Source organism: Blastopirellula sediminis, assembly GCF_020966755.1.
Classification (GTDB): Bacteria; Planctomycetota; Planctomycetia; order Pirellulales; family Pirellulaceae; genus Blastopirellula; species Blastopirellula sediminis.
The window spans coordinates 3,934,174-3,953,782 of record NZ_JAJKFT010000010.1; the positions used below are offsets into that span (position 1 = coordinate 3,934,174).

Sequence of the window (19,609 nt, forward strand, 5' to 3'; positions counted from 1 at the left end):
CTTTCTGGCGCCAAGGAAGATTTGCCGTTTACTTCGAGCATCCGCAGCAAGTCGAGTCGGGCGACGACTCGTACTTGTCGTGATGTTTCCACCAGTACTTCCCTTGGCTCCCCAGGTCGGGCATGCCGTCCCAGCCTTCGCCGCGTCCCATTGGGGTCAGGTCGAGAAACTGATTGGTGGTCAGCAGCGGATCGAGGCCGCGGGCATAGGTCGAATAGGAGTGGAAGATCTGGTCGCCGTTGCGGAAGAAGACGCTGCAGCCCGGCTGTTCTCCCATCAGGTGATACGCTTCCCCTTTGGCGGCCAGTTCTTCTTTGCTTTGGAAGTTGTATTGGACCGGCTGGATCGACTCGTCCATCGTGACGTAGAAGTCGTAGTTGAAATCGCTGCCGTACGACGAGAACCACGGCATCGTCCACCCCATCCGTTGTTTGAACGGAGTGATCTTCGCGAGCGGCGCCCGGGAGATCATCACCAGGCTGGTGTCGCGAGCGTGCAAGTGAGCCGCGTGGGGCCAACAATCGGCCAGGTGCGAACAGCCGGGGCAGCCAGCTTCGTGCGGGCCATGTTCTTTCGCCAGCGGCGAATCGTCGGGCTCAAACATGAAGTGATAGATGATCAACTGGCGGCGACCCTCGAACAGATCGATCAGCTTGACCGTTCCCTGCGGGCCCTCAAATTCGTAATCCTTGCTGAGCTCAACCATAGGCAGACCGCGGCGGGCCATGTTGACCGCGTCGCGATGTCGGGTGAGCGCCTTCTCGGCGGCGAGCAGCGTTTTGCGAGCGGCAAGCCACTCTTCGCGCGTGCCGACTTCGGGCAACGTCAGTTCGGAACAAGCAATTGAATCCATCTTCCGTCTCCGTAAATCGTAAGGAATTGAAATTGCGTTACAGCGTAGCGAGATACGCTTCCAACTGATTCATCGAACCGCCGAAACCTTGCTTTAGTCCTTCGTGTCCTTCGAGGAAGGTTTGTCGCTCGACGGCGTCGGCATTAATCGGCGTGCTCCAAAGTTCGGCCCGCGTCCGGCCGTCGTCGTCGAACAACTCGACGGCGCTCAGCACTTCCTTGGGCCAGGTCGGGCTCATTGGGTGTGTGGCGATGCCTTCGTCCGCATCGGAAAAGGAGACGACGAAGGTGAGCATCCGATTCGGCTCGATTTCGCGATAAACGAACTTGCCGAACATCTCCGGACCGCCCGGCATCTGCATTGCGTAGTGAAACGTGCCGCCGGGGACGAGATCGAGTTTGGCGACCCGAACCGGCAGTCCCGGAGGTCCCCACCACTTTTCGAGGCGGTCCGCTTCGGTCCAGGCTTGGTAGACCAACTCCCGCGGAGCATCGAAGTAGCGAGTAAGTTGAAAGTCGATTTCGGAATTCGCTTTGGCGGCGGTCATGGGTTTTCTCCGAGCGATTTGGGCGATAGGTCTTTACGTAGACGCGTATTTTCTCTGTCGACACGCTCTGGCGGCCATCGCCGATTGAGCACGTCCTTAGCATGTAATTTGCGGGACTAAGACATGCTCATCCGGCGAAGACGCCGCAAGAGCATGGCGCCAGTCGATAGCGAGAAGCGAACGGCTAGTTTCGTTGGCGAGCCAGCCGTTCGGCGTGGTCCTTGATCCGCTGATTGCGGCTTCCCCAGCCGGCGTTCGCGCCGTCGAAGACTTCCTGGGCGATCTGACCAAGGCCGCGATGGGTCATCTGCATCGTCGTCACGCCGTCTTCTTCAATCAGGCGATATTGCAGATGGTTGGTTACTGCGTAGGACATAAAGAGGGGGCCGCAGATTTCGAGGAGCTTCGACGGCTTGATGACCTGCACATGACCCCAAAGATGGCCCGCGTCGTTGCCGAGATCGCGGTACCAACGTCCGCCGGGCCAGGCTTCCAGCACCATCGGAAACGGCGTGTCGTCGCTGTTCGGCAGGACGCATTCCGGTCCCATTTCGGCCAACATCGCTTCCCAAGCGATATCAATCGGCGCCGCGATTTCTGTTTCTAGATAAATGTGCAGCACGCGGACCGCTTCGGAATTGTTGACGGCGACCATCGATTACATCTCCTTCGGGCTAGAGGACTTGGACTTGGCGGCGCGCTGGGCCGCGATCTTTTCGGCACGCTCTTTGATTCGGGCGAGCTGGCCGCTCCAGAAACGTTCGTAGGTTTTCACCCAGTCATGCACGGGTCGTAACTCCACCGCATTTAGTTCGTACAAGCGGTGCTGTCCCTCTTTCCGCACCGAGACGACGCCAACCTTGCGAAGCACGGCCAGATGCTTCGAGACTGCCGGCTGCGGCAGCTGAAGCGCCTCGACCAGGTCTCCGACCGCTTGAGGGCGGCTGGCTTGGGCCAACAAGTCAATGATCTGCCGGCGCCGCGGTTCGGCGATAGCGTTGAAAACGTCGGTGGTGGTAGCGGCTCGTGGCATGTCTCTATTTATATTCCCATAACGGAATATGTCAACGGACGAAGTTTGAAAAAGTTCAAATCCAAGTTCACGCATTGATTGCCGGAACGTCTTACGACGCTTCGTTCGGCCACTGGATCGCCAGCACGATGGACATGATCGCGCCGAGCGTCATCAGCAACGCGAGCAAGAGAAAGATCCAGTGCGTCCAAAACCAGAGAGAAAGGATGTATTGCTGGGCGCCGGCCTGAAAGTCGATCGGAATGAACTCGCGCAGAATCGCTGGGGCAGGCGTCGACTGCAGCCACGCGAAACAGCTCGCGATCAGCGCGAGCATGCTCGCCAAGAAGAGATCGATGCCGGCGAAGTAGATTCGTCGTCGCGTCGCTTCCGAGGCGAACGTGTGCGTCGCGCGGCTCCAGTTAAACGCCAGCGCGCTGAGCGACATGATGACCAGAAACGAAGTAAGCGAGAGAATTTCTTGTCGCGACGAGAACTCCGTAAACTGCCAGGCCAGCACGATCACGGCGACCAGGAATAAAAAGGTCGGCGCGACGACGCAGGCGATCAGCCGCAGGAGTCTTTGGAGATGGGAAAAAAAGCTAGTTGGCGGGGCGTTCATGGGGCGACTCATCTGGAGAAAAGGAGGGATGTTGCGATACTACGATATCGAACCAGCGAACCGCTCGCCACAACAAATTGTCTTGCCAACTTTCCCACCCATCCCTCTCGAGAGTCAATCGCATGACCAACGACCTCTCCGGCGTACGCCAAGGTTATGATCGCTGGGCGCCGGTTTACGATCATGACTTGAATCCGATGCAAGGAATCGAACAGGCGCATCTGCATCGCGCTGTCGGCGATGTGCATGGCCAACGCGTGCTCGATCTCGGCTGCGGTACCGGAAGGCATTCGCTCTGGCTCGCCGCGCAAGGCGCCGACGTCGTCGCGGTCGACTTCTCCGCCGGGATGCTCGCCGAAGCGAAGAAGAAACCAGGCGCCGAACGCGTGGAGTTCGTCACGCTCGATCTCACCGAGCCCCTCCCCTACTCCGCCGAGTTCGATCTGGTCGTCAGCGGATTGGTACTGGAGCATCTTCAAGAACTAGAGCCTTTCTTCACCGCCGCATTCCAAACGCTCAAGCCCGGCGGACGCGCGGTGATATCCGGCATGCACCCTGCGATGTTCTTGCGCGGCGCTCAGGCCCGCTTCACCGATCCGGAGACCGACGAGTTGGTGATGCCGGGTAGTCTGGCCCACTCGGTCAGCGCTTTCGTCATGGCGGCGGTAAAAGCGGGCTTTCAGCTGGAAGAGGTGAGCGAACATTCGCCTGACGCCCAGTTTTCCCAAGCGTTTCCGCGCGCCGAGCGTTATATCGGTTGGCCGATGTTGGTGTTGATGCAGCTGCGGCGAGCGTAGTTGAGACTATGCGGCTCGCGAACGTGCCGACGTCGGTCTTTCTTCCGCCCTGGGAAACGGTATCGAGATCGTTTCGGGTTCAGCGTCGGCCTCGGCGACTTCTTCTGGCGGAGCCTGGCGTTCCATGAGAGCGGCGGCGCACTTTTTGCCGAGCTTCTGCGTCGGCTTTTCCACCGTCACATGCAGTAGCCAGGCGACCGCGAAGCAGCCGATCGTGACGCTGAACAACGCCGCCGACGGCGAGGCTCCTTGCCGCATCAGCAGGGCCAGCGCAACATAGCCGGCGATTCCGTGGATGACATACAGCGGATAACTGACGTCGGCCAGGAAGTTGGTGACTCGATTGGTTGGGATCAGCCAAGGGGAGTGATAAGCGAAGAGGAAAGCGCACAACGCGAGACCGTAGCACGTGACGTGCGTGAAGCTCTCGGCGAGCGGGCCCGTCGCCCAGGCGGCCGAAAACATGGCGAGCAATCCGGCGGTCAGCCCGTACGCGGTCGGCGTCGTAATTCTCTGTTCGTAGAGGTAGTGAAAGGCCACTCCGATGAACATGAAGATCTCAAATTGCGCCGCGAACGCGAAAATCATCGAGAAGCGATGCGTGTAAGGGGCGTAGCCGAACCAGCCGTTCGAAATGCCGTTGAGTACCATCGCCATGGCGAACAGGCCGACCGGTACGAGAAAGACTCGATGCGATTTGCTTTGGAACAAGCCGATAAAGAGCGCGCAGAGGATATAGAACTTCATCTCGATCTCCAGCGTCCAGATGACGCCGTCGATATTTTGCGTGCCCGCGAAGTCGCGAATGCCGGGAAAGAAATGAGTCACTACGTCGACGAGCGGCCACTTGAAATCGACGTTGAAGTAGTAGCACGAAATGACTAACGCCAGCAGCGTAACGCTGAAGCCGGCGGCGTAGGTGGGAAGAATTCGGAAGAGACGTCCCGTCATAAAGCCAGCAAAGTTCGCCCGCTTCAGCGAGAACGGGATGACGAAGCCGCTGATCAGGAAAAACAGGGCGACGCCGAGCGCTCCCCAGTTGAAGTGCGGTATCGGGATCTTGGAGAGGAGCGGGACCCAAGCAGGCGTCGGATACGTTTCGGCGCTTAGATTCGGCATTCCCGTCAGTTCTGAGACGAGACCTCGATTGAACCAGAAAAGACCGTAAAGGTGCGCGATAAGGACGAATAACGCCGCAATCCCCCGCAATGTATTCGCAAATTCGACTCGATTTCTATTCGGCGTCATATTTACTTCGCGGTTTTGCAGGGAATGGCTTTATGCGACATGCGCGCGGATTGTGGCATAGCTCCTAGGTGGGGACAAGAGCAATTGGCGGTCGGAAAAATGTCACGCTCGAAATCCCGGAAGGTATAGGTAGAATGGGGAGGTCGCTCCCTGTCCCAGACTTGTCGGAATCGTCTGGACGCCCAAATTGATCGACTACCAGCAGGGGTTCGCCGTATGGGGTTGTTTCTCTCGATGTCAGGCGTAATCGGCAAAGACGCCGCCGCCGTTGAAAAAGCGCTCGCCGCGTTCGCCGCGGAAAAAGAGGGTGAGTTCGCCCAGGCGGAGCGGACGATCGAAGACGAAGATTGCCTCGTGCTGGCAGGCGAAGGAGATCGCGTTTCGATCCTCTATCCCAGCGATTTCTTCGATTGGGACGCCGCGAGTCAGTACTTGTCGCGGGTCCTCAGCACGCCGGTCTTTTCGTTCCATATCCATGACGAAGACCTCTGGATGTACTTGCTGTTTCGTAAGGGACAGCCGATCGACGCGTTCAACCCGATTCCCGATTATTGGGACGACAACCTGAGCGAAGAAGAAATCTTCTACTGGTCAGGCAACGCCCGGCAAGTCGCCCAGGCCGTTCCCGGCGTCGCGTCGGAAGAGATCGAGAACTATCTGAAACGGTGGGAAGATCCCGACTACGAAGAAATGCAAAAAGCGTACGCCGACGACGAGTTCGCCGCGGCCGATTGCTGGCAGCTGCTCGACTTTCTGAAAAAGCTCGGCTTTGAATATCCGATCACCGCCGACGGTCAGATCGAAGGGAAGACGTTCCGCTTCGCTTGTGAGACGAAGGGGGAAGGCGTCTAGAGGCGTCGCGCCAACCGCGACAATAGCCCGAGACGCAAGCCGAGGGAATGCGTTGGGCCAAATGACGAATGTCGAAACCAGAATGACGAACGGAGATTGGTTCGTCGTTCTCGCTTCGACATTTGTTGCTTTCTAGAGACCGCATTCCCTCGGCTTGCGCCTCGGGTTAGTGTTGGGCTTCTTGGCCTCTTTAGTTCTGCCGCCACCACCACGCGGCGATTTCTCCTTCGTCTTGCATCACCTGAATAACGTCGTCGATGCCGGAGATGACGCCGATGTTGTTGACGACCAGGACGAAGGCGTACTTGCGGCCGCTGGCGGCGTCAATGTAGCCGGCGGTTCCCTGAGCGCGAACAATCATGCGGCCTTGTTCGTCGCCGGTGATGTAAGTGCCGGTCTTGGCGTAGACGTTCGCTTTGGCGCCTTGGAGCGCGTCGTTTTCTTCGAAGCGAGTGACGGTGGCGAGCGAACCGTTGACTCCCAGGATCGGCAGGGCCTGTTTGAAGGTGGCGAAGTTGTCGAGTTTCGTCCGCGCCGTTAGCATCTTGGCGATCGCTTGCGACGTCGCGGCGGTGTCCCCTCCTCCGCTGCCGTCGACAAAGTGAAATTCACTCGGCGACACGTCGAACCGCGACTTCAGCGCTTTCGCTTCGGCCGCGAGCGACTTTTCGAGCGTATCGACTCCGTTCTGCACGCCGTACAACATCAAGCTGGTGTCGGCGCCGATGTTGTAGCTCACCTTCAAGATCCACTGGGCGAACTGGGCGTACTTGGCCGACGTGAGCTTCGCCACTTGATGATCGGCTTGGTACGATCCGACCGCCGGCAGTTTGGCGGCGTCGTTGGGGGCCGTCTTGTTGGCGGCGACTGCGACGCCCGCTTTGGCGAGCTCTTCGATCAACACGGTGCGAGCGTAGTTTTGCGGTTGCGTGATCCGGACGTTGCGAACGAGCGGCCATTCGCCGGTCAGAACCGGCTTCAGATCAATCGGCAGGTGGCCGGTCAGCGGGACCTGGCAGCCTGCCTTGCCGATGCAGTTCGGGAGATCGTCGTAGTCAAGTTCAAGTTCCGAGCCGGGCCCCGTCGTCTTCAGTTGCGGCGCGAGCGTCAATGCGGCCGAATGAGGACGCCACGCAACGTCAGCCGGTGTGCCCGCTGTAGCGCCTGGCTGCAGCATCATGTCGACGACGTCGTCATTGATGAAGATCGGGCGGAGATCGAACTCGTGCCGGAAGTTGAACGTTTGGAACAAGCGATCGTCGATGATGACGTCGCCGTCGACCCGTTTAATTCCGGCGGCGGCGATTTGCTGAGCAAGATTGCGGTAGCCGGCCAACGGATCGGTCTTCGTCAGGATCGCGTTGCCGAGCGAGTTCGCTTCGTTGTGATCGAATTTGGTGTAGGCGATCGTACCGTCGGCACGTTCACGTCCCCCCATTGATAGATCGCCGGAAGCGACCACGACAAGATCGCCGTTGAGGACGCCATCTTTCACTTCCCCCTGGCGATAGATCGGCGTGACGAAGCGATAGTCTTCGCCCAACTGATCGAGCGCAAGGCCGACCGAAAACATTTTGCGGATCGAACCGATCAGCATCTGCCGGTCGGCGTTCTTCGAGAAGACGGTGTCGCCGGTTTGCAGGTCGATGACCAGGATGCCCCAGGTCGCGTTCTTGTAGAGCGGCTTTTGCAGGATCTTGTCGACTTCCGGTGAGAGAAGGACCTGCGACTGAGCGACCGAGGTCAGCGAGAGCAGGATTACCGGAAGAATCGTCAGGATCGTGCGCGGGAAGCGGAACATCGGGCGGCTCGTGGAATGGGCGGGAGGAAGGACGTGCTTTGTTACCCTACGACGCCAATGAATCGACGCAATCAAAAATCGCATATCGCGACGAAATTGACTGCTGAAGCGACGACCATTTTGATTTAATCTGTTGGAATTCGCCCTATCGCTCGTTGACGGAACGTAGTCCGGAGTTGGGAAACTCAAATATCGTCGAATTTCTTTCTTAGTGCGATTGGAAAAAACTTTGACTGGATCGGTACGACGCGGCCAATGGCTTTTCTTCGTTATTGTCATCCCGGTGGCGCTGCTGGAATCGGCGAACTTGGTGTTGGCGTTTTTGCGTCCCTGGAATGAGATTTCCTGGTTTCGCGGCGTCATTATTCCGGCGGTACTTCTACTTCTTTGTTACTCGCTTTGGTTCGGTAGCCGATCGACCCGCAGCACGCTGGCGATTTGGCTGGGCCTGAAAGGTCTAGTACTGTCGGCAATTATCTTCGCCATTGCGAACGCGATGTTTAAGGAGACGCCGCCGGAGGCGATGCAATTGCTGTTTCAGATAATGCTTCGAGTAGCGGGCGTAATCGCCGTGGGCGCCTGTTTCTATTTTTGGGCCGGGTTAACCGTTTGGCTTTCACCGAGCTTACGGAAGTTTCTTGATCTGCAAGAGATGAAAGAGCAAGAGCTTGGCGTCAGTCCCTTCGCTTGGCTACGTCGCAGATCAACGCACTCGCTGGTGCATCGATACATCGGCGAACTGCCGCTTCCGTCCAGGGTCTTGCTACTCGCGGACCCCAAGAACCTGCCGGGACTGTCGGTAACCGGCTTTGGGGGCGAAGCGGCGTACCTGTTTATGACGCAGGAATCGACTCCCCCGCGATATGGACGAGTTCATTCGGTCAGGGTGATGTTTGAAACAGCCGACGAAGTGCGGCGGCGTAGGCTGGGCGAGGTTCCAATCGATACGGCTCGCTTGGTGCTGGTGGATCAAGGGAACTACGATCGCGATTGGAACGAAGAAGGTCCGATGCGACGTGGAATTATCGTGACTCGCAATAGCGACGATCTGATCGAAGAACTCCATGAGAGTTTGGGCGTCGAGATCGAAGGGACTTTCTCGGGATACCCCTGCATTAAAGGCCCCGTGTCCGAAGAACTGGAAGCCGAAATCCGCGCCTATATCGCTTCCAATCCAAAATACCCTGACTACTTCACGCACTTTGAGATCGCGACCGACAGCAGTCTCGAGCGTGCGTTGTGCCCGGAGGACGGATTGCAGCCGATCGCAGACCGGCCGAAGGGCCTTTTTTTCGTATGCGGCGCTGGCTACGGCGACGGGACGTACGACGTAATCGGGGAATTCGCGAACGAGCGGCTTGTCGCGCTTGAAATCAACTTCTTGACGGAAGAGGAAGCGAAGAGAGTCGAGGCGTCACTTCCCGGCTAAGTTTGCCGGCAGCGGCGACTGCCGACAAGGCTGCGTCAACGAGTATTTATTTTGCCCGCTCAAAATAGAGGACATGTCCTGTTCCACGGTGACACGAACATTGATGGCTATAGGCGATCTCCATCACATGGTCGTTGACCATGTAGCTGCAAAGAAGCCCTTGGCCGCTGGGGAGCGTAAGCATCAGGAGGTCCCAGCGGGAAAAACCGATCTCTTTCTTCTGCGCCGGCAGATTCAGATCGTGGGCGAACGTCGCGGCAAGTTTTCCTTGCAGGTAGATCTGGTTGCCGCGGATTTCGATGGCGGAGCCGTTTTGGGCGAATTCGACCTCCTGCGGAAGCTTACGGTCGTTGATGAAACTGCTGGGCAGGTAGGCGTGTTTCATAATCCATTCCCCCTGCATCAGCTTCAACGTTTCGGCCGGCGAGACCTGCTGGTCGACCTGTTCTTCGGCGACTAGCGGCGAGGCTTGGCTGACGAACAACGCGCAAACGACTGCCGTGAGCAGCCAGTTCTGGAAATTGAACATGAGCGAATCCTTACTGAAGGTGGTGTTGCCGTTCGATGGATTGCGGCAAAATCGGGTATAGGAGGCGCACGATAGGCGACTTAGTTTTTCAAGACGTCGACCCAGTCGGAATAGACGCCTTCGTTCTGTCCATTTTCTCGTTTAACGAAGACGCGCACTTTGGAGTTCTCCTTCGGCACAACGTCATGACCGGAGGCGCCGGGAGAAAACTGGCCAGGATGACGCTGGAAGCAATAGGCGCGAAAGATCTCGCCAGGCTTGATGTTTTTCCCTTTCGTAACCGACTCGACCCGCATCTCGACGATGTAGTTGGCGTAGTCGAAGTGATCCCGGCGATAAACGGCGGTCACTTTGCCGGTGAGCACATAGTCGGCGATCGACCGGTCTTCGCTTGGTCGTTCCGCCATGGAAACGCCGACGAAGGTTACGGCCAGCAAAATAGCGACGATCTGTTGGAGCTTGCGAGGTTTCATATCGATCTTTCCATCAGGCGACGTTAGGGAGACATAGACGGATACGAATCGCTTGCCGCTGTAAGATGAATGTCCAGCGGCGCCCGAAAGAGGACAGCCCCGTCGTCGCCAAGGAGAGACCCGTGGCATACGCTTCAGCGGCGGAACTCTTCACGTTGGCCGCGAACAGCGAAAACAATGCGGCGGCGCAAAGCGTCAAGGAGCGAAGAAAACGCATTGGGGGCATCCCAATAGTGACGTAGGCGATTCGACGTATTCCAAGCGAATACGTCGCCACGAACTACGAAACGCAAGCCGCGCCCCAAAACGGACAGACGCCGCAAAAGAATTTGCGGCGTCTTACTTCAATTCCCTCTCTGGTCCGCACAGCGGACCCTGCGTCGCTAGAAGCCGAGGCCTGGACCGTCGAGAACTGCGGTGCCGACCGTACCGTCGGTGATGTCGAACATGCTGGGGAAGCGTTTCGCCCATTCGACGTTGCCGGCCGGGCAGTATTGGCGGCCGTTTCCTTCGATCGCGGCGATTGTCGGCAGACGCGCGGCCAGGCTGGCCGAATGGAGGAACGAGTAGCCGGGGCAGGTCAGATCCTGCACGCAGAGGAACATCCCGAACTTCTGAGCCGCGGCGCCCATCAGCAGCGCTTCGCTTTGCCCTTTGCAGGCTTTCAGCGCGACGCCGCTATAGCCTTGTTCGCGGGCCAGGAGGAGCGATTCGTAGTCGACGAGCGATTCGTCGATGACGACCGGTTTGATCTTCGCCGCGGCGTGCATCCGGTTTTCAGGATTAGCCCGCAGGTCGCGGCTGGTCGGTTGTTCGATGTACTGAACGCGATCGAGCGCCTCGGGGCTCGACTCACTGAGCTTCGCGAGGAAGTCGAGGATGTACTGCACGTTGGGACAACGCTCGTTGAAGTCGAGCGAGTATTGCCACACTTTCACCCCCCGCTTCGCCTGGGCGGCGATGGCGACGGCGTCGATCTTGGCGACGCGGGCAGCGTCCCAATCAAGGTTGTCGCCGTTCAGCTTGATTTTCAGGTGGGTCAAACCGTCGGCCAAGATCCAGTCGCCGAGCGTCTCGGGCAAGCCGTCGCCGACCGGGTTTTGCAGTTCGTCCAGATCGAGCGGATCGAGTGCGCCGACCAGATGATAGAGCGGCATCTTCGGTTGCGGCTTGCGGAGCGTATAGCGATCGAGATATTCGCCGGCGAATTCGCTGGAGAGATAGGTCGCCAGGTCGGTATTAACGTACTCGGCGCCGAGCAAGTTGTAGCTGTTTTGGCCCAGGGCCTTGCCGTAGGCGTCATGAATCGCCGCTTCGGTCGGGCTGGCCGCGACCAGCGCAGCGAGCTTCGGAACCGCTTCGGTGATGCCGGCCTGGCTGGCGACTTTCGCAGCGATATCGGCGTATTGCGTGTGAGCCGCAGCGGTCAATTCCAAGGGATGGCCGCTGAGGTCGAGCTTTGGCGCCGCTTCGGCGATAGCCGTACCGATGTCGACCAGCGCCTGCAGCGTCGCTTCACCAGAGGTGATCGACGTCGGCCAAGCCCACACGTTCCCCATCGGCATTGAACCGAATCCGCTGCCACGTCGTCCATCGGCCGTTTCGACTTCGAGCGCTACGTTCAACAACGTAACGTCATTGACCACGCGCCCCCCGAACTTGATCGGGGTGCGGTAGTTAATATGCTCCGCCGAGATTTGGACGTCGCAGATACGAATATCGGTAGGCTTGGCCACGTGGTTGCTCCTTGGTTCTACGCTAGCGGAATATTGCCGCGTGTGGTGAACCGTAGAATATGGCGGGAGACAAGCTCCGCCGCAACCAAGCTTAAAGGCTTTTAGACTAAACCAAGCCTTTGCGAACCGCCCAAACTGCGGCTTGCGTGCGGTCCGAGACCCCCACTTTTCGCAGAATGTGTTGGACGTGTTCTTTGACCGTCTCGTAGCTGATGTGCAACGCCTGGGCGATTTCCTTGTTCGTCAGGCCGAGCGCCAGTTGGCGGAGCACTTCGCTTTCGCGTTGCGTCAGCGGCACTTCGACGTCGGCGTTCAAACGCGGGGTAGCCAGCGCGCCGGTCACGCGACGTAGTTCGTCTCGCGTCCAGGCGCTTTCGCCGTTGGCGGCCGTGTGGATCGCTTCGACAAGACGATCGCGCGGATCCCCTTTCAAAACGTAACCGTTGGCGCCCAGGGCGACGGCGCGTGCGACGTAAGTCGGGTTGTCGTAGGTTGAGAGAATCAGGATCGGCAGATCGGGCCGTTCCAGCTTGATGCGACCAAGCGTGGTCAATCCGTCCCCTTCGGGCATGCGAATATCAAGCAACACGACGTCAGGATTGACGGAGGTAACCATCCGCACCGTTTCTTCCCCGGTTCGGGCTTCCCCAGCGACTTCGATGTCGGTACCCGAAACAAGGCTTTTTAAACCGCAGCGGACGACTTCGTGATCGTCGGCAACTAACAATCGAATGGTCATTCAACACTCCAGATGCAACGCTCGACTTGTCGTATTCTTCCTTATTGTACCCGCCATCGGTGTTACTGGCGGCGATGCTCTAGGTTCTTTGCCAAATTCCCTGCGGATTTACGGCAATTTTCTAGCACATCTGGCGCCAAGTAGCGTCGACGGAAATTCGCTGGCTAAAGGTTATTGGGTGCCAAGGAAAAAAATGACAAAAAATGGGTTATTCGAATCTTGGCTGTTTGGCTGAGATTCCACTGGGGGGAATGCTTGCCCTCTCCCCACTAATGCAATCATTACGACAACCGCCCGCAGTTGCTACAGCGGTTTTCCGCGGACTCATCATAAACCACGTGTTTTTTGAAGGAAAATCCGTGGCCGTCGGATCTTGTGGACGACGTTATGCGGCCGGTGCGCATCAATTACGTACCCAGAACTCCTGGCCTACCTATAAATAAGTAGTTCTCCGACGAGTAATGGCTAGTCGTTTTTGCGCTCAAACCGCAAATAGATGATAAGCGAAAAAATGAGAAAAAAGTAGGATAAATTTTCCAGAACAGTCCTCTAGTGGAGGACCGGGCAGACGTCGAACCACTGGCGACCCTGTTTGTACATCCACTCGGCCGACTCTTCCGGGCCCCACCCGCCGGGTTCATACTGCATGAGCTCAGAAGCGGCCGGGCTATTCCAAGCCGCCAGGATCGGGTCGACGATCCCCCATGCCAATTCGACTTCGTCGCTGCGGGCGAAGAGGCTCGCGTCCCCTTGGATCGCATCGAGCAGCAGACGCTGGTAGGCGTCCGGCATATCCCCCGCAAACTGACGACGGAAGCGGAAGTCGAGGTCGGTCGTGCGGGTCCGCATGCCGGCATCCGGAACTTTGCTCTGGATGTGGACCTGGAGCCCTTCGGCCGGCTGGATCTGGATGACCAGGCGGTTTCCTTCCATCGACTGGCAATGCTCAAACAGCGTGAGCGGCGGCTCTTTGTATTGGATGACGATCTGGGTCGTGCGGCAGGACATCGCTTTGCCGCTCCGCAGATAGAACGGAACGCCCTGCCAGCGCCAGTTATCGACCCACAGTTTGAGCGCCGTAAAGGTCGCCGTTTGGCTGTCGGCCGGAACCCCTTCTTCGCTTAGGTACCCTTTGTATTGGCCGCGGATCGTGTTCTCGGCGAAGTCAGCGCCGTGCATGGGGCGAATCGCCTGCAGCACTTTCACCTTTTCGCCGCGGACCATCGACGCGTCGAAGCGGACGGGAGACTCCATCGCCGTGATCATCATCAGCTGCAACAGGTGGTTCTGCACCATATCGCGCATGACGCCGGAGGTGTCGTAGTAACCGCCACGGCGACCGACGACCACTTCTTCGGCCACGGTAATCTGCACATGGTCGATGTAGTTACGATTCCAGAGGGGCTCAAAAATCGAGTTGCCGAACCGCAGCACCAACAGGTTCTGGACGGTTTCTTTCCCCAGGTAGTGGTCGATGCGGTAAACGTGATCTTCCGCGAAGACCTTGTGCACGCGGGCATTCAGTTGTTGTGCGGTCGTCAGGTCGGTGCCGAACGGCTTTTCGATCACCACGCGACGCGGACCTTGCGATTGATCGGCCATACCGGCGGCGCCAATCATTTCGACGGCGATCGGATAGAGCTTCGGCATCGTCGAAAGATAGTAAATGCGAGTCGCTCCTCCACCATCCAGCTCGTTCAAAAAGCTGGCCAGGCGATCCATGTCATCCGACTTTTGCAGGTCTCCCGGTTGATAGTAGACCTGCGAGGCGAACGTATTCCACGCGGCGGCGTCGAACGAATCGCCGGTGAATTTCTGGGTCGTCTGCTCGAGATCCTCACGCCAGGCGTCGTGCGAGAACTCGGTCCGAGCGACGCCGACCACGCGAGTCGACTCAGGCAGACGCCCCTTTTTGTGGAGCAGGTAGAGAGCGGGAATCAGCTTGCGGCTCGTCAGGTCGCCGGAAGCGCCGAAGATCACGATCGTGTGCGACATAGTTGTTTTCGTGTGTTGTTCGGACAGGACGCGCGCAGTGCGATCCGGCTATTCTAGGTTTTCTTTAGCGTTATGCGAAACCCGGCCCTTGGCGAGCTGCGCATCTCGCGAAAATTAGAATCGCATTGCAGTAAAACCGCCGTCGACGTAGATCGTCGCGCCGGTAATGAAGCTTCCCGCCTTGGGAGATAAGAGAGTAATCGCCGCCCCTACCAACTCTTCCGGCTCGCCGAAGCGTTTCATCGGCGTTTGCGCCATGATATTGGCGACGCGATCTTGATCCAAGATTTTTCGGTTTTGCTCGGCCGGGAAGAACCCGGGGCAAAGAACGTTCACGCGAACGTTCTGCGTAGCGTATTCACGCGCGACGTTTTGCGACAGATTAACGACCGCCGCTTTGGAGGCCGAATAGGCGAAAACGCGCGACAGCGGCAAGTGAGCCGTGACGCTGCCGATGTTCAAAATCGACCCGCCGCCAGGCTGCTTCGCCATCAATGGGGCGAACAGCTGGCAGGCCAAATGGGTGCCGGTCAGATTGGTCGCCAGGACGCGGTCCCAATCTTCGTCGGTGATTTCTTCGTACGGAACGGAAGAGTTGATGCCGGCGCAGTTGACCAGCATGTCGATCGAACCGTACTTGGCGAGCGTCACGTCCTTCAGCTCGGCCAGCGACGCCCGACTAACCGCGTCGACCGGCTGAAAAATCGCATCGCCACCAAGTTCGAGGATGCGGGCACTCTGGGCTTCCCCACGCTCTTCGTTCATGCCAGAGACGACGACGTTGGCGCCGGCTTGGGCCAGCCCTTCGGCAATGGCCCCGCCCAAAACGCCTGTGGCGCCGATAACGATGGCCGTTCGCCCTTCAAGACCGAACAAACCCCGCAAATAACTATCTGACATATCGCCCTAATCCTCTTCCGTACGATCTAACTCTAACGTTCTTTGCTGGCGAAAAGCCTTACTCTTGCGGCTCTTTACGCAGCTTCAGCCATTCGGCGTGGAAGGTTCCTTCCATGTCGGTGCGCTGGAACGTGTGAGCGCCAAAGTAGTCGCGTTGGGCCTGCAGCAAGTTGGCCGGCAATTCGGCGCGACGGTAGCCGTCGTAGTAGGCCAACGCGCCGGCGAACGCCGGGGCCGGGATGCCGAGCTTCGCCGCGGTGGCGACGACGTTACGCCAGCCGGCTTCGGCCTTCGCGATCGCGTCGGTGAAGTACGGGGCGAGGAGCAGGTTCTCGAGGTTGGCGTCGGCGTCGAACGCTTCCTTGATGCGATCAAGGAACTGAGCGCGAATGATGCAGCCGCCGCGCCATAGCAAGGCGCAGTCGCCGTAGTTGAGCGGCCAGTCATGCTCAGCAGCGGCAGCTTGCAGCTGCACGAAGCCTTGGGCGTAGCTGATGATCTTCGAGGCGTACAGCGCGTCGCGAACGTGGGCGATGAATTCCTTCTTGTCGCCGGTGTAGCCTTCAGTCGGACCCGACAGGACCTTGCTGGCGCGAACGCGAGCGTCCTTGGCGGCCGACAAGCAGCGAGCGTAAACGGCGGTGGTGACCAGCGTGCTGGGAACGCCCAGGTCGAGCGCCAGCTGGCTCATCCACTTGCCGGTACCCTTGGCGCCGGCGACGTCCAGAACCTTGTCGACCAGGAAGTCGCCGGTCTTTTCGTCGATGACGCTGAAGATGTCGCGGGTGATCTCGATCAGGTAGCTCTGCAGTTCGCCCCGGTTCCATTCGGCGAAGACGTCATACAGCTCTTCGTTGGTCAGGCCGATGCAGTGCTTCAGCAGGAAGTAGGCTTCGCAGATCATCTGCATGTCGCCGTATTCGATGCCGTTGTGGACCATCTTCACATAGTGACCGGCGCCGCGCGGACCAACCCATTCGCAGCACGGAATGTCGTTGTTCGGACCGACCTTCGCGGCGATCGATTGGAAGATCCCCTTCAGTTCCGGCCAGGCCGCTTCGCTACCGCCCGGCATCAGGCTCGGACCCTTCAGCGCCCCTTCTTCACCCCCCGAAACGCCGGTGCCGGAGTAGAGCAGGCCCTTTTCTTCGACGTACTTGGTGCGGCGTTCGGTGTCGCTGTAGAGCGTGTTGCCGCCGTCGATGATGATGTCCCCTTTGTCCATCAACGGAATCAGCTGATCGATCAACGAGTCGACCGCCGGGCCGGCTTTGACCAGCATCATCACCTTGCGGGGAGTCTTCAGCGACTTGACCAGGTCTTCCAGGGTGTGGCAGCCGACGAACTTCTTGCCGGCGGCGCGACCAGCGATGAACTCGTCGGTCTTTTCGGTCGTGCGATTGTAAACGGCGACGCTGTAGCCGCGGCTTTCGACGTTCAAGGCGAGGTTTTCGCCCATGACGGCCAAACCGATCAAACCGAAATCACATTTTTCGGACATGGTTGTTCACTTTCTTGCAAGATGACTGGTCCGACGCGGTACGCGGACTGGCGGTTACTTCAATATCTCAGTGTGCTCGTTAATCTTCGACAGGCCAGCTGGGACGCGAAGGGAGATAGCGATCGAATTCTTCCAACAGCGATTGTTGGTAGGCTCCGGCGAACTGGCCGCTGAGGAACTTGTCGATCCCTTCTTCGTAAAAACGCTTCCAGCTGTTTTCCTCGTCGCCCGGGTTGATCGGGTAGAAGAGGCAGTTGTTGGCTTTGGCGGCGGCGTAGTCGCCGGGGGCGTCGCCAATCATCAGGGTGTGGTTTTCAGCGTACTGCGTCGCGTTGGTCAGCGATTCTTTCTTGTTGCCCGCTTCCTGGCCGCAAATCGCGGTGACGAATTGGGTCAGGTCGTGTTCGGCCCATTCCGCTTCGAGCGCTTCGTTCGGCGTGGCCGAAATGACCAGCATGTCGGCGCTGTCTTTCAGCTTTTCCAGCGACTGGCGAACGTACGGGAACGGCGGCACGCCGCGAACCATCCCGGCGATCATTTCGTTGACGGCGACCGACCACTTCAAGCAGTGAGCCAGCTCTTCGTCACCCGTCTCTGCGACCTTCTTCTCGAGGGCCGGGTTGCCGAGCTTCGTCTCTTCCTTCATCCATTTGGCGACCGCTTGCGGGATCTGGATGTCGTAGCCGCGAGCCTTCACTTCCGGACGCTTCGAAAGCCATTCGAGCGCTTCGATGAGCGCCGGAAAGCGGTTGATGCCGCGGCTCTTGCTGTACAAGTTGACGAACTCCGCCGCTTCGCGAGCGTACTTGCTGACGCCTTGCAGTTCGTAGTAGTTGATGATGTTCGGAATGAAGCATTCTTTGTGCTTCAGTTCCATCGTGTCGAAGACGCAGCCGTCGGAGTCGATGCCGACGAGGAACTTTTTGCTCGGTTCGATTTTGTAGGTCATCGTCTTGATTCAGTCTTAAAGTTCGTGATGGGGAAAACGCCGACAGCGGCTGACTACTTCGGCGCCTTTTGGCGATCGGCTTGCGGCACGTAAGCGGGCAATTTCTGCTCGGCGAAGATCGGCTGCAGACGGGTCATCCGTTGACGGCCGTCGATCATCGGCAGCGAGATCATCCCTTCGCCCAGCAGCGGCTTGGCGTAAGCGACGAATTCGTCGGTCACGTCGTAACCGCTCGGCGTGATCCATTCTTTCGGGAAGGTCCGTTCGCTGTTGGCGACTTCGGCCAGCGGGGCCTTGTCGTAGCGAACGCTGTAAACCGGGCCTTCGTTTCGCAGGATCGTCGACATGAAGCCCGACTCGCGATTCGAGGCCAGCAGCGCCGCTTGTTGACCGGCGTGATACGCTTCTTCCAGGTCGACGCTCGAAGCGTAGGCCATCGCGTGACGCTGATCGGTACCCGAAACGTTGCAGCGAGCGGCGCCTTTGGCGGCCAGGCCCTTTTGGTTCAGGTAGTTGGTGACCGTCTGGGCGACGGTAATCTGGCTCGAGCTGAACGAGGTGTGGCCGAACGCGTCTTTGACTTCGCCGATGTCGCCGACGTTGAACCCTTCGCTGATGACGACCATGCAGCGGCCATCTTTCTTCAGCTGTTCGTTGACGTTCTGGTGCAGCTCTTCCAGCGAGCACGGCGACTCGGCCAGATAGATCTGCAGCGGCATTTCGCGGTTGGGGTCGGCCAGGCGAGCGGCGGCCGGAATGTAACCGATCTTGCGCCCCATCGCCTGCATCACGAGAACCGGATCGGCCGGGCTGCTCCCTTGGTTTTCTTCGTTGGCGTACTGAACCATGTGCATCCAGTACTTGGCGGTCGAAGCGTAGCCAGGCGTGTGGTCGATCAGCTTGAATTCGCTGTCGCCTACGTCATTGTCGATCGTCTTGGGTCCGCCGATGCCGATCAGGTCGAGGCCGCGCTCTTGGGCCATGATCGCCATCTTGTTGGCGGTGTCCATCGAGTCGTTGCCGCCGATGTAGACGAAGTAGCCGATGTTGTGCGCCTTGAAGACTTCGATCACGCGATCGAAATCCTCGTTCTGCCAATCCTTCAGCTTGTAGCGGCAAGTGCCGATCGAACCGGCGGCCGGCGTGTAGCGGAGCAGCGAAATTTCTTCGGCCGGCTGATCCGAGAGGTTGATCAACTCTTCTTTCAGCACCCCTTCGATGCCGTGATGAGCGCCGTAGACCGTGCCGATGTTGTCCAGGTCGCGAGCCATCTCGACGATGCCGCGCAGGGTGTTGTTGATCACCGGACTCGGGCCGCCGCTTTGGGCGACGATCATATTCTTGGGTGCGCTCATTGGGTAACTCAGGCAGCAAAGGGGCGATGAAATTCGTGCCGCTGACACCACTGATGAAACAGAGGGCCGCGACAAAACCGCCAATTTTAGTCGAGTAAAAAGAACCCGACAATTAGGGGCGAGAGAACCCAGGCAAGCGCCGAAGATGGCGGGATTGGGGAGGAGATTGGGGGATTAGCCCCGGAAAAGCGGAAAGCGGAAAGCGGAATGGGCATTTGGAAGGACATTCGAGCGCTGCCAAACGGCAAGCGCTTTCTCGTCCGCTTTCCGC

At 58.5% G+C, this 19,609-nt stretch carries 19 protein-coding genes; 3 read left to right on the plus strand and 16 right to left on the minus strand.

The features are described from left to right. Positions 1 to 28: 28 nt before the first annotated feature. The 5 genes from LOC68_RS27555 to LOC68_RS27575 all read right to left on the minus strand — a co-directional run bounded on the left by LOC68_RS27555 (position 29) and on the right by LOC68_RS27575 (position 3,034). Complete coding sequence (locus tag LOC68_RS27555; protein WP_230225025.1) at positions 29 to 853, minus strand: DUF899 domain-containing protein; 825 nt, start codon at positions 851 to 853, stop codon at positions 29 to 31. Between the two features lie 37 nt (positions 854 to 890). Continuing rightward, positions 891 to 1,400 carry an SRPBCC family protein gene (locus tag LOC68_RS27560; RefSeq protein ID WP_230225026.1) on the minus strand — a complete coding sequence of 170 codons (510 nt, stop codon included), beginning with the start codon at positions 1,398 to 1,400 and terminating at the stop codon, positions 891 to 893. Between the two features lie 184 nt (positions 1,401 to 1,584). Next, positions 1,585 to 2,055 carry an SRPBCC family protein gene (locus LOC68_RS27565; protein WP_230225027.1) on the minus strand — a complete coding sequence of 157 codons (471 nt, stop codon included), beginning with the start codon at positions 2,053 to 2,055 and terminating at the stop codon, positions 1,585 to 1,587. Between the two features lie 3 nt (positions 2,056 to 2,058). After that, the gene (locus tag LOC68_RS27570; protein ID WP_230225028.1) at positions 2,059 to 2,433 is read right to left on the minus strand and encodes an ArsR/SmtB family transcription factor; all 375 of its coding nucleotides are present in this window, start codon (positions 2,431 to 2,433) and stop codon (positions 2,059 to 2,061) included. Positions 2,434 to 2,524: 91 nt separating this feature from the next. Continuing rightward, entirely contained in the window at positions 2,525 to 3,034 is a 510-nt protein-coding gene (locus tag LOC68_RS27575; protein ID WP_230225029.1) for a hypothetical protein, read from the minus strand. A 122-nt stretch (positions 3,035 to 3,156) separates the two neighbouring features. On the opposite strand from LOC68_RS27575, the gene LOC68_RS27580 reads away from it, so the two are divergent. After that, the gene (locus LOC68_RS27580) at positions 3,157 to 3,831 is read left to right on the plus strand and encodes a class I SAM-dependent methyltransferase (protein WP_230225030.1); all 675 of its coding nucleotides are present in this window, start codon (positions 3,157 to 3,159) and stop codon (positions 3,829 to 3,831) included. 6 nt (positions 3,832 to 3,837) lie between these two features. Here LOC68_RS27580 and LOC68_RS27585 read toward each other — a convergent pair whose 3' ends face one another. Then, positions 3,838 to 5,079 carry an acyltransferase family protein gene (locus LOC68_RS27585; RefSeq protein ID WP_230225031.1) on the minus strand — a complete coding sequence of 414 codons (1,242 nt, stop codon included), beginning with the start codon at positions 5,077 to 5,079 and terminating at the stop codon, positions 3,838 to 3,840. A 216-nt stretch (positions 5,080 to 5,295) separates the two neighbouring features. Here LOC68_RS27585 and LOC68_RS27590 point away from each other — a divergent pair, with 216 nt between their 5' ends. Then, on the plus strand, positions 5,296 to 5,931 hold the full coding sequence (locus LOC68_RS27590; RefSeq protein WP_230225032.1) for a hypothetical protein: 636 nt from the start codon (positions 5,296 to 5,298) through the stop codon (positions 5,929 to 5,931). Between the two features lie 190 nt (positions 5,932 to 6,121). On the opposite strand, the gene dacB is transcribed toward LOC68_RS27590, so the two are convergent. After that, positions 6,122 to 7,732, minus strand: coding sequence for a D-alanyl-D-alanine carboxypeptidase/D-alanyl-D-alanine endopeptidase (dacB, locus tag LOC68_RS27595; RefSeq protein WP_230225033.1), 1,611 nt, complete (start codon positions 7,730 to 7,732; stop codon positions 6,122 to 6,124). Positions 7,733 to 7,961: 229 nt separating this feature from the next. Here dacB and LOC68_RS27600 point away from each other — a divergent pair, with 229 nt between their 5' ends. Continuing rightward, positions 7,962 to 9,161, plus strand: coding sequence for a hypothetical protein (locus LOC68_RS27600; RefSeq protein ID WP_230225034.1), 1,200 nt, complete (start codon positions 7,962 to 7,964; stop codon positions 9,159 to 9,161). A gap of 46 nt (positions 9,162 to 9,207) precedes the next feature. Here the strand turns inward: LOC68_RS27600 and LOC68_RS27605 are convergent, their stop codons facing one another. From LOC68_RS27605 to LOC68_RS27645, 9 genes are all read right to left on the minus strand, one after another. Beyond that, complete coding sequence (locus tag LOC68_RS27605) at positions 9,208 to 9,690, minus strand: hypothetical protein (RefSeq protein ID WP_230225035.1); 483 nt, start codon at positions 9,688 to 9,690, stop codon at positions 9,208 to 9,210. Between the two features lie 80 nt (positions 9,691 to 9,770). Beyond that, positions 9,771 to 10,163, minus strand: coding sequence for a hypothetical protein (locus LOC68_RS27610; RefSeq protein ID WP_230225036.1), 393 nt, complete (start codon positions 10,161 to 10,163; stop codon positions 9,771 to 9,773). A gap of 383 nt (positions 10,164 to 10,546) precedes the next feature. Continuing rightward, positions 10,547 to 11,899, minus strand: coding sequence for a mandelate racemase/muconate lactonizing enzyme family protein (locus tag LOC68_RS28680; RefSeq protein ID WP_230225037.1), 1,353 nt, complete (start codon positions 11,897 to 11,899; stop codon positions 10,547 to 10,549). Positions 11,900 to 12,005: 106 nt separating this feature from the next. Beyond that, complete coding sequence (locus tag LOC68_RS27620) at positions 12,006 to 12,638, minus strand: response regulator (protein ID WP_230225038.1); 633 nt, start codon at positions 12,636 to 12,638, stop codon at positions 12,006 to 12,008. Positions 12,639 to 13,187: 549 nt separating this feature from the next. Further along, complete coding sequence (zwf, locus tag LOC68_RS27625) at positions 13,188 to 14,633, minus strand: glucose-6-phosphate dehydrogenase (RefSeq protein ID WP_230225039.1); 1,446 nt, start codon at positions 14,631 to 14,633, stop codon at positions 13,188 to 13,190. 114 nt (positions 14,634 to 14,747) lie between these two features. Next, positions 14,748 to 15,533: an SDR family oxidoreductase gene (locus LOC68_RS27630; protein ID WP_230225040.1), complete on the minus strand. Its 786-nt coding sequence runs from the start codon at positions 15,531 to 15,533 to the stop codon at positions 14,748 to 14,750. Positions 15,534 to 15,591: 58 nt separating this feature from the next. After that, positions 15,592 to 17,034, minus strand: a complete 1,443-nt coding sequence (gene gnd / locus LOC68_RS27635) for a decarboxylating NADP(+)-dependent phosphogluconate dehydrogenase (RefSeq protein WP_230225041.1) — start codon at positions 17,032 to 17,034, stop codon at positions 15,592 to 15,594. A gap of 79 nt (positions 17,035 to 17,113) precedes the next feature. Beyond that, entirely contained in the window at positions 17,114 to 17,983 is an 870-nt protein-coding gene (locus tag LOC68_RS27640) for an HAD family hydrolase (protein WP_230225042.1), read from the minus strand. A gap of 53 nt (positions 17,984 to 18,036) precedes the next feature. Then, positions 18,037 to 19,338 (minus strand): diphosphate--fructose-6-phosphate 1-phosphotransferase, encoded by a 1,302-nt coding sequence (locus LOC68_RS27645; protein WP_230225043.1) that lies wholly within the window; start codon positions 19,336 to 19,338, stop codon positions 18,037 to 18,039. Positions 19,339 to 19,609: the final 271 nt, after the last annotated feature.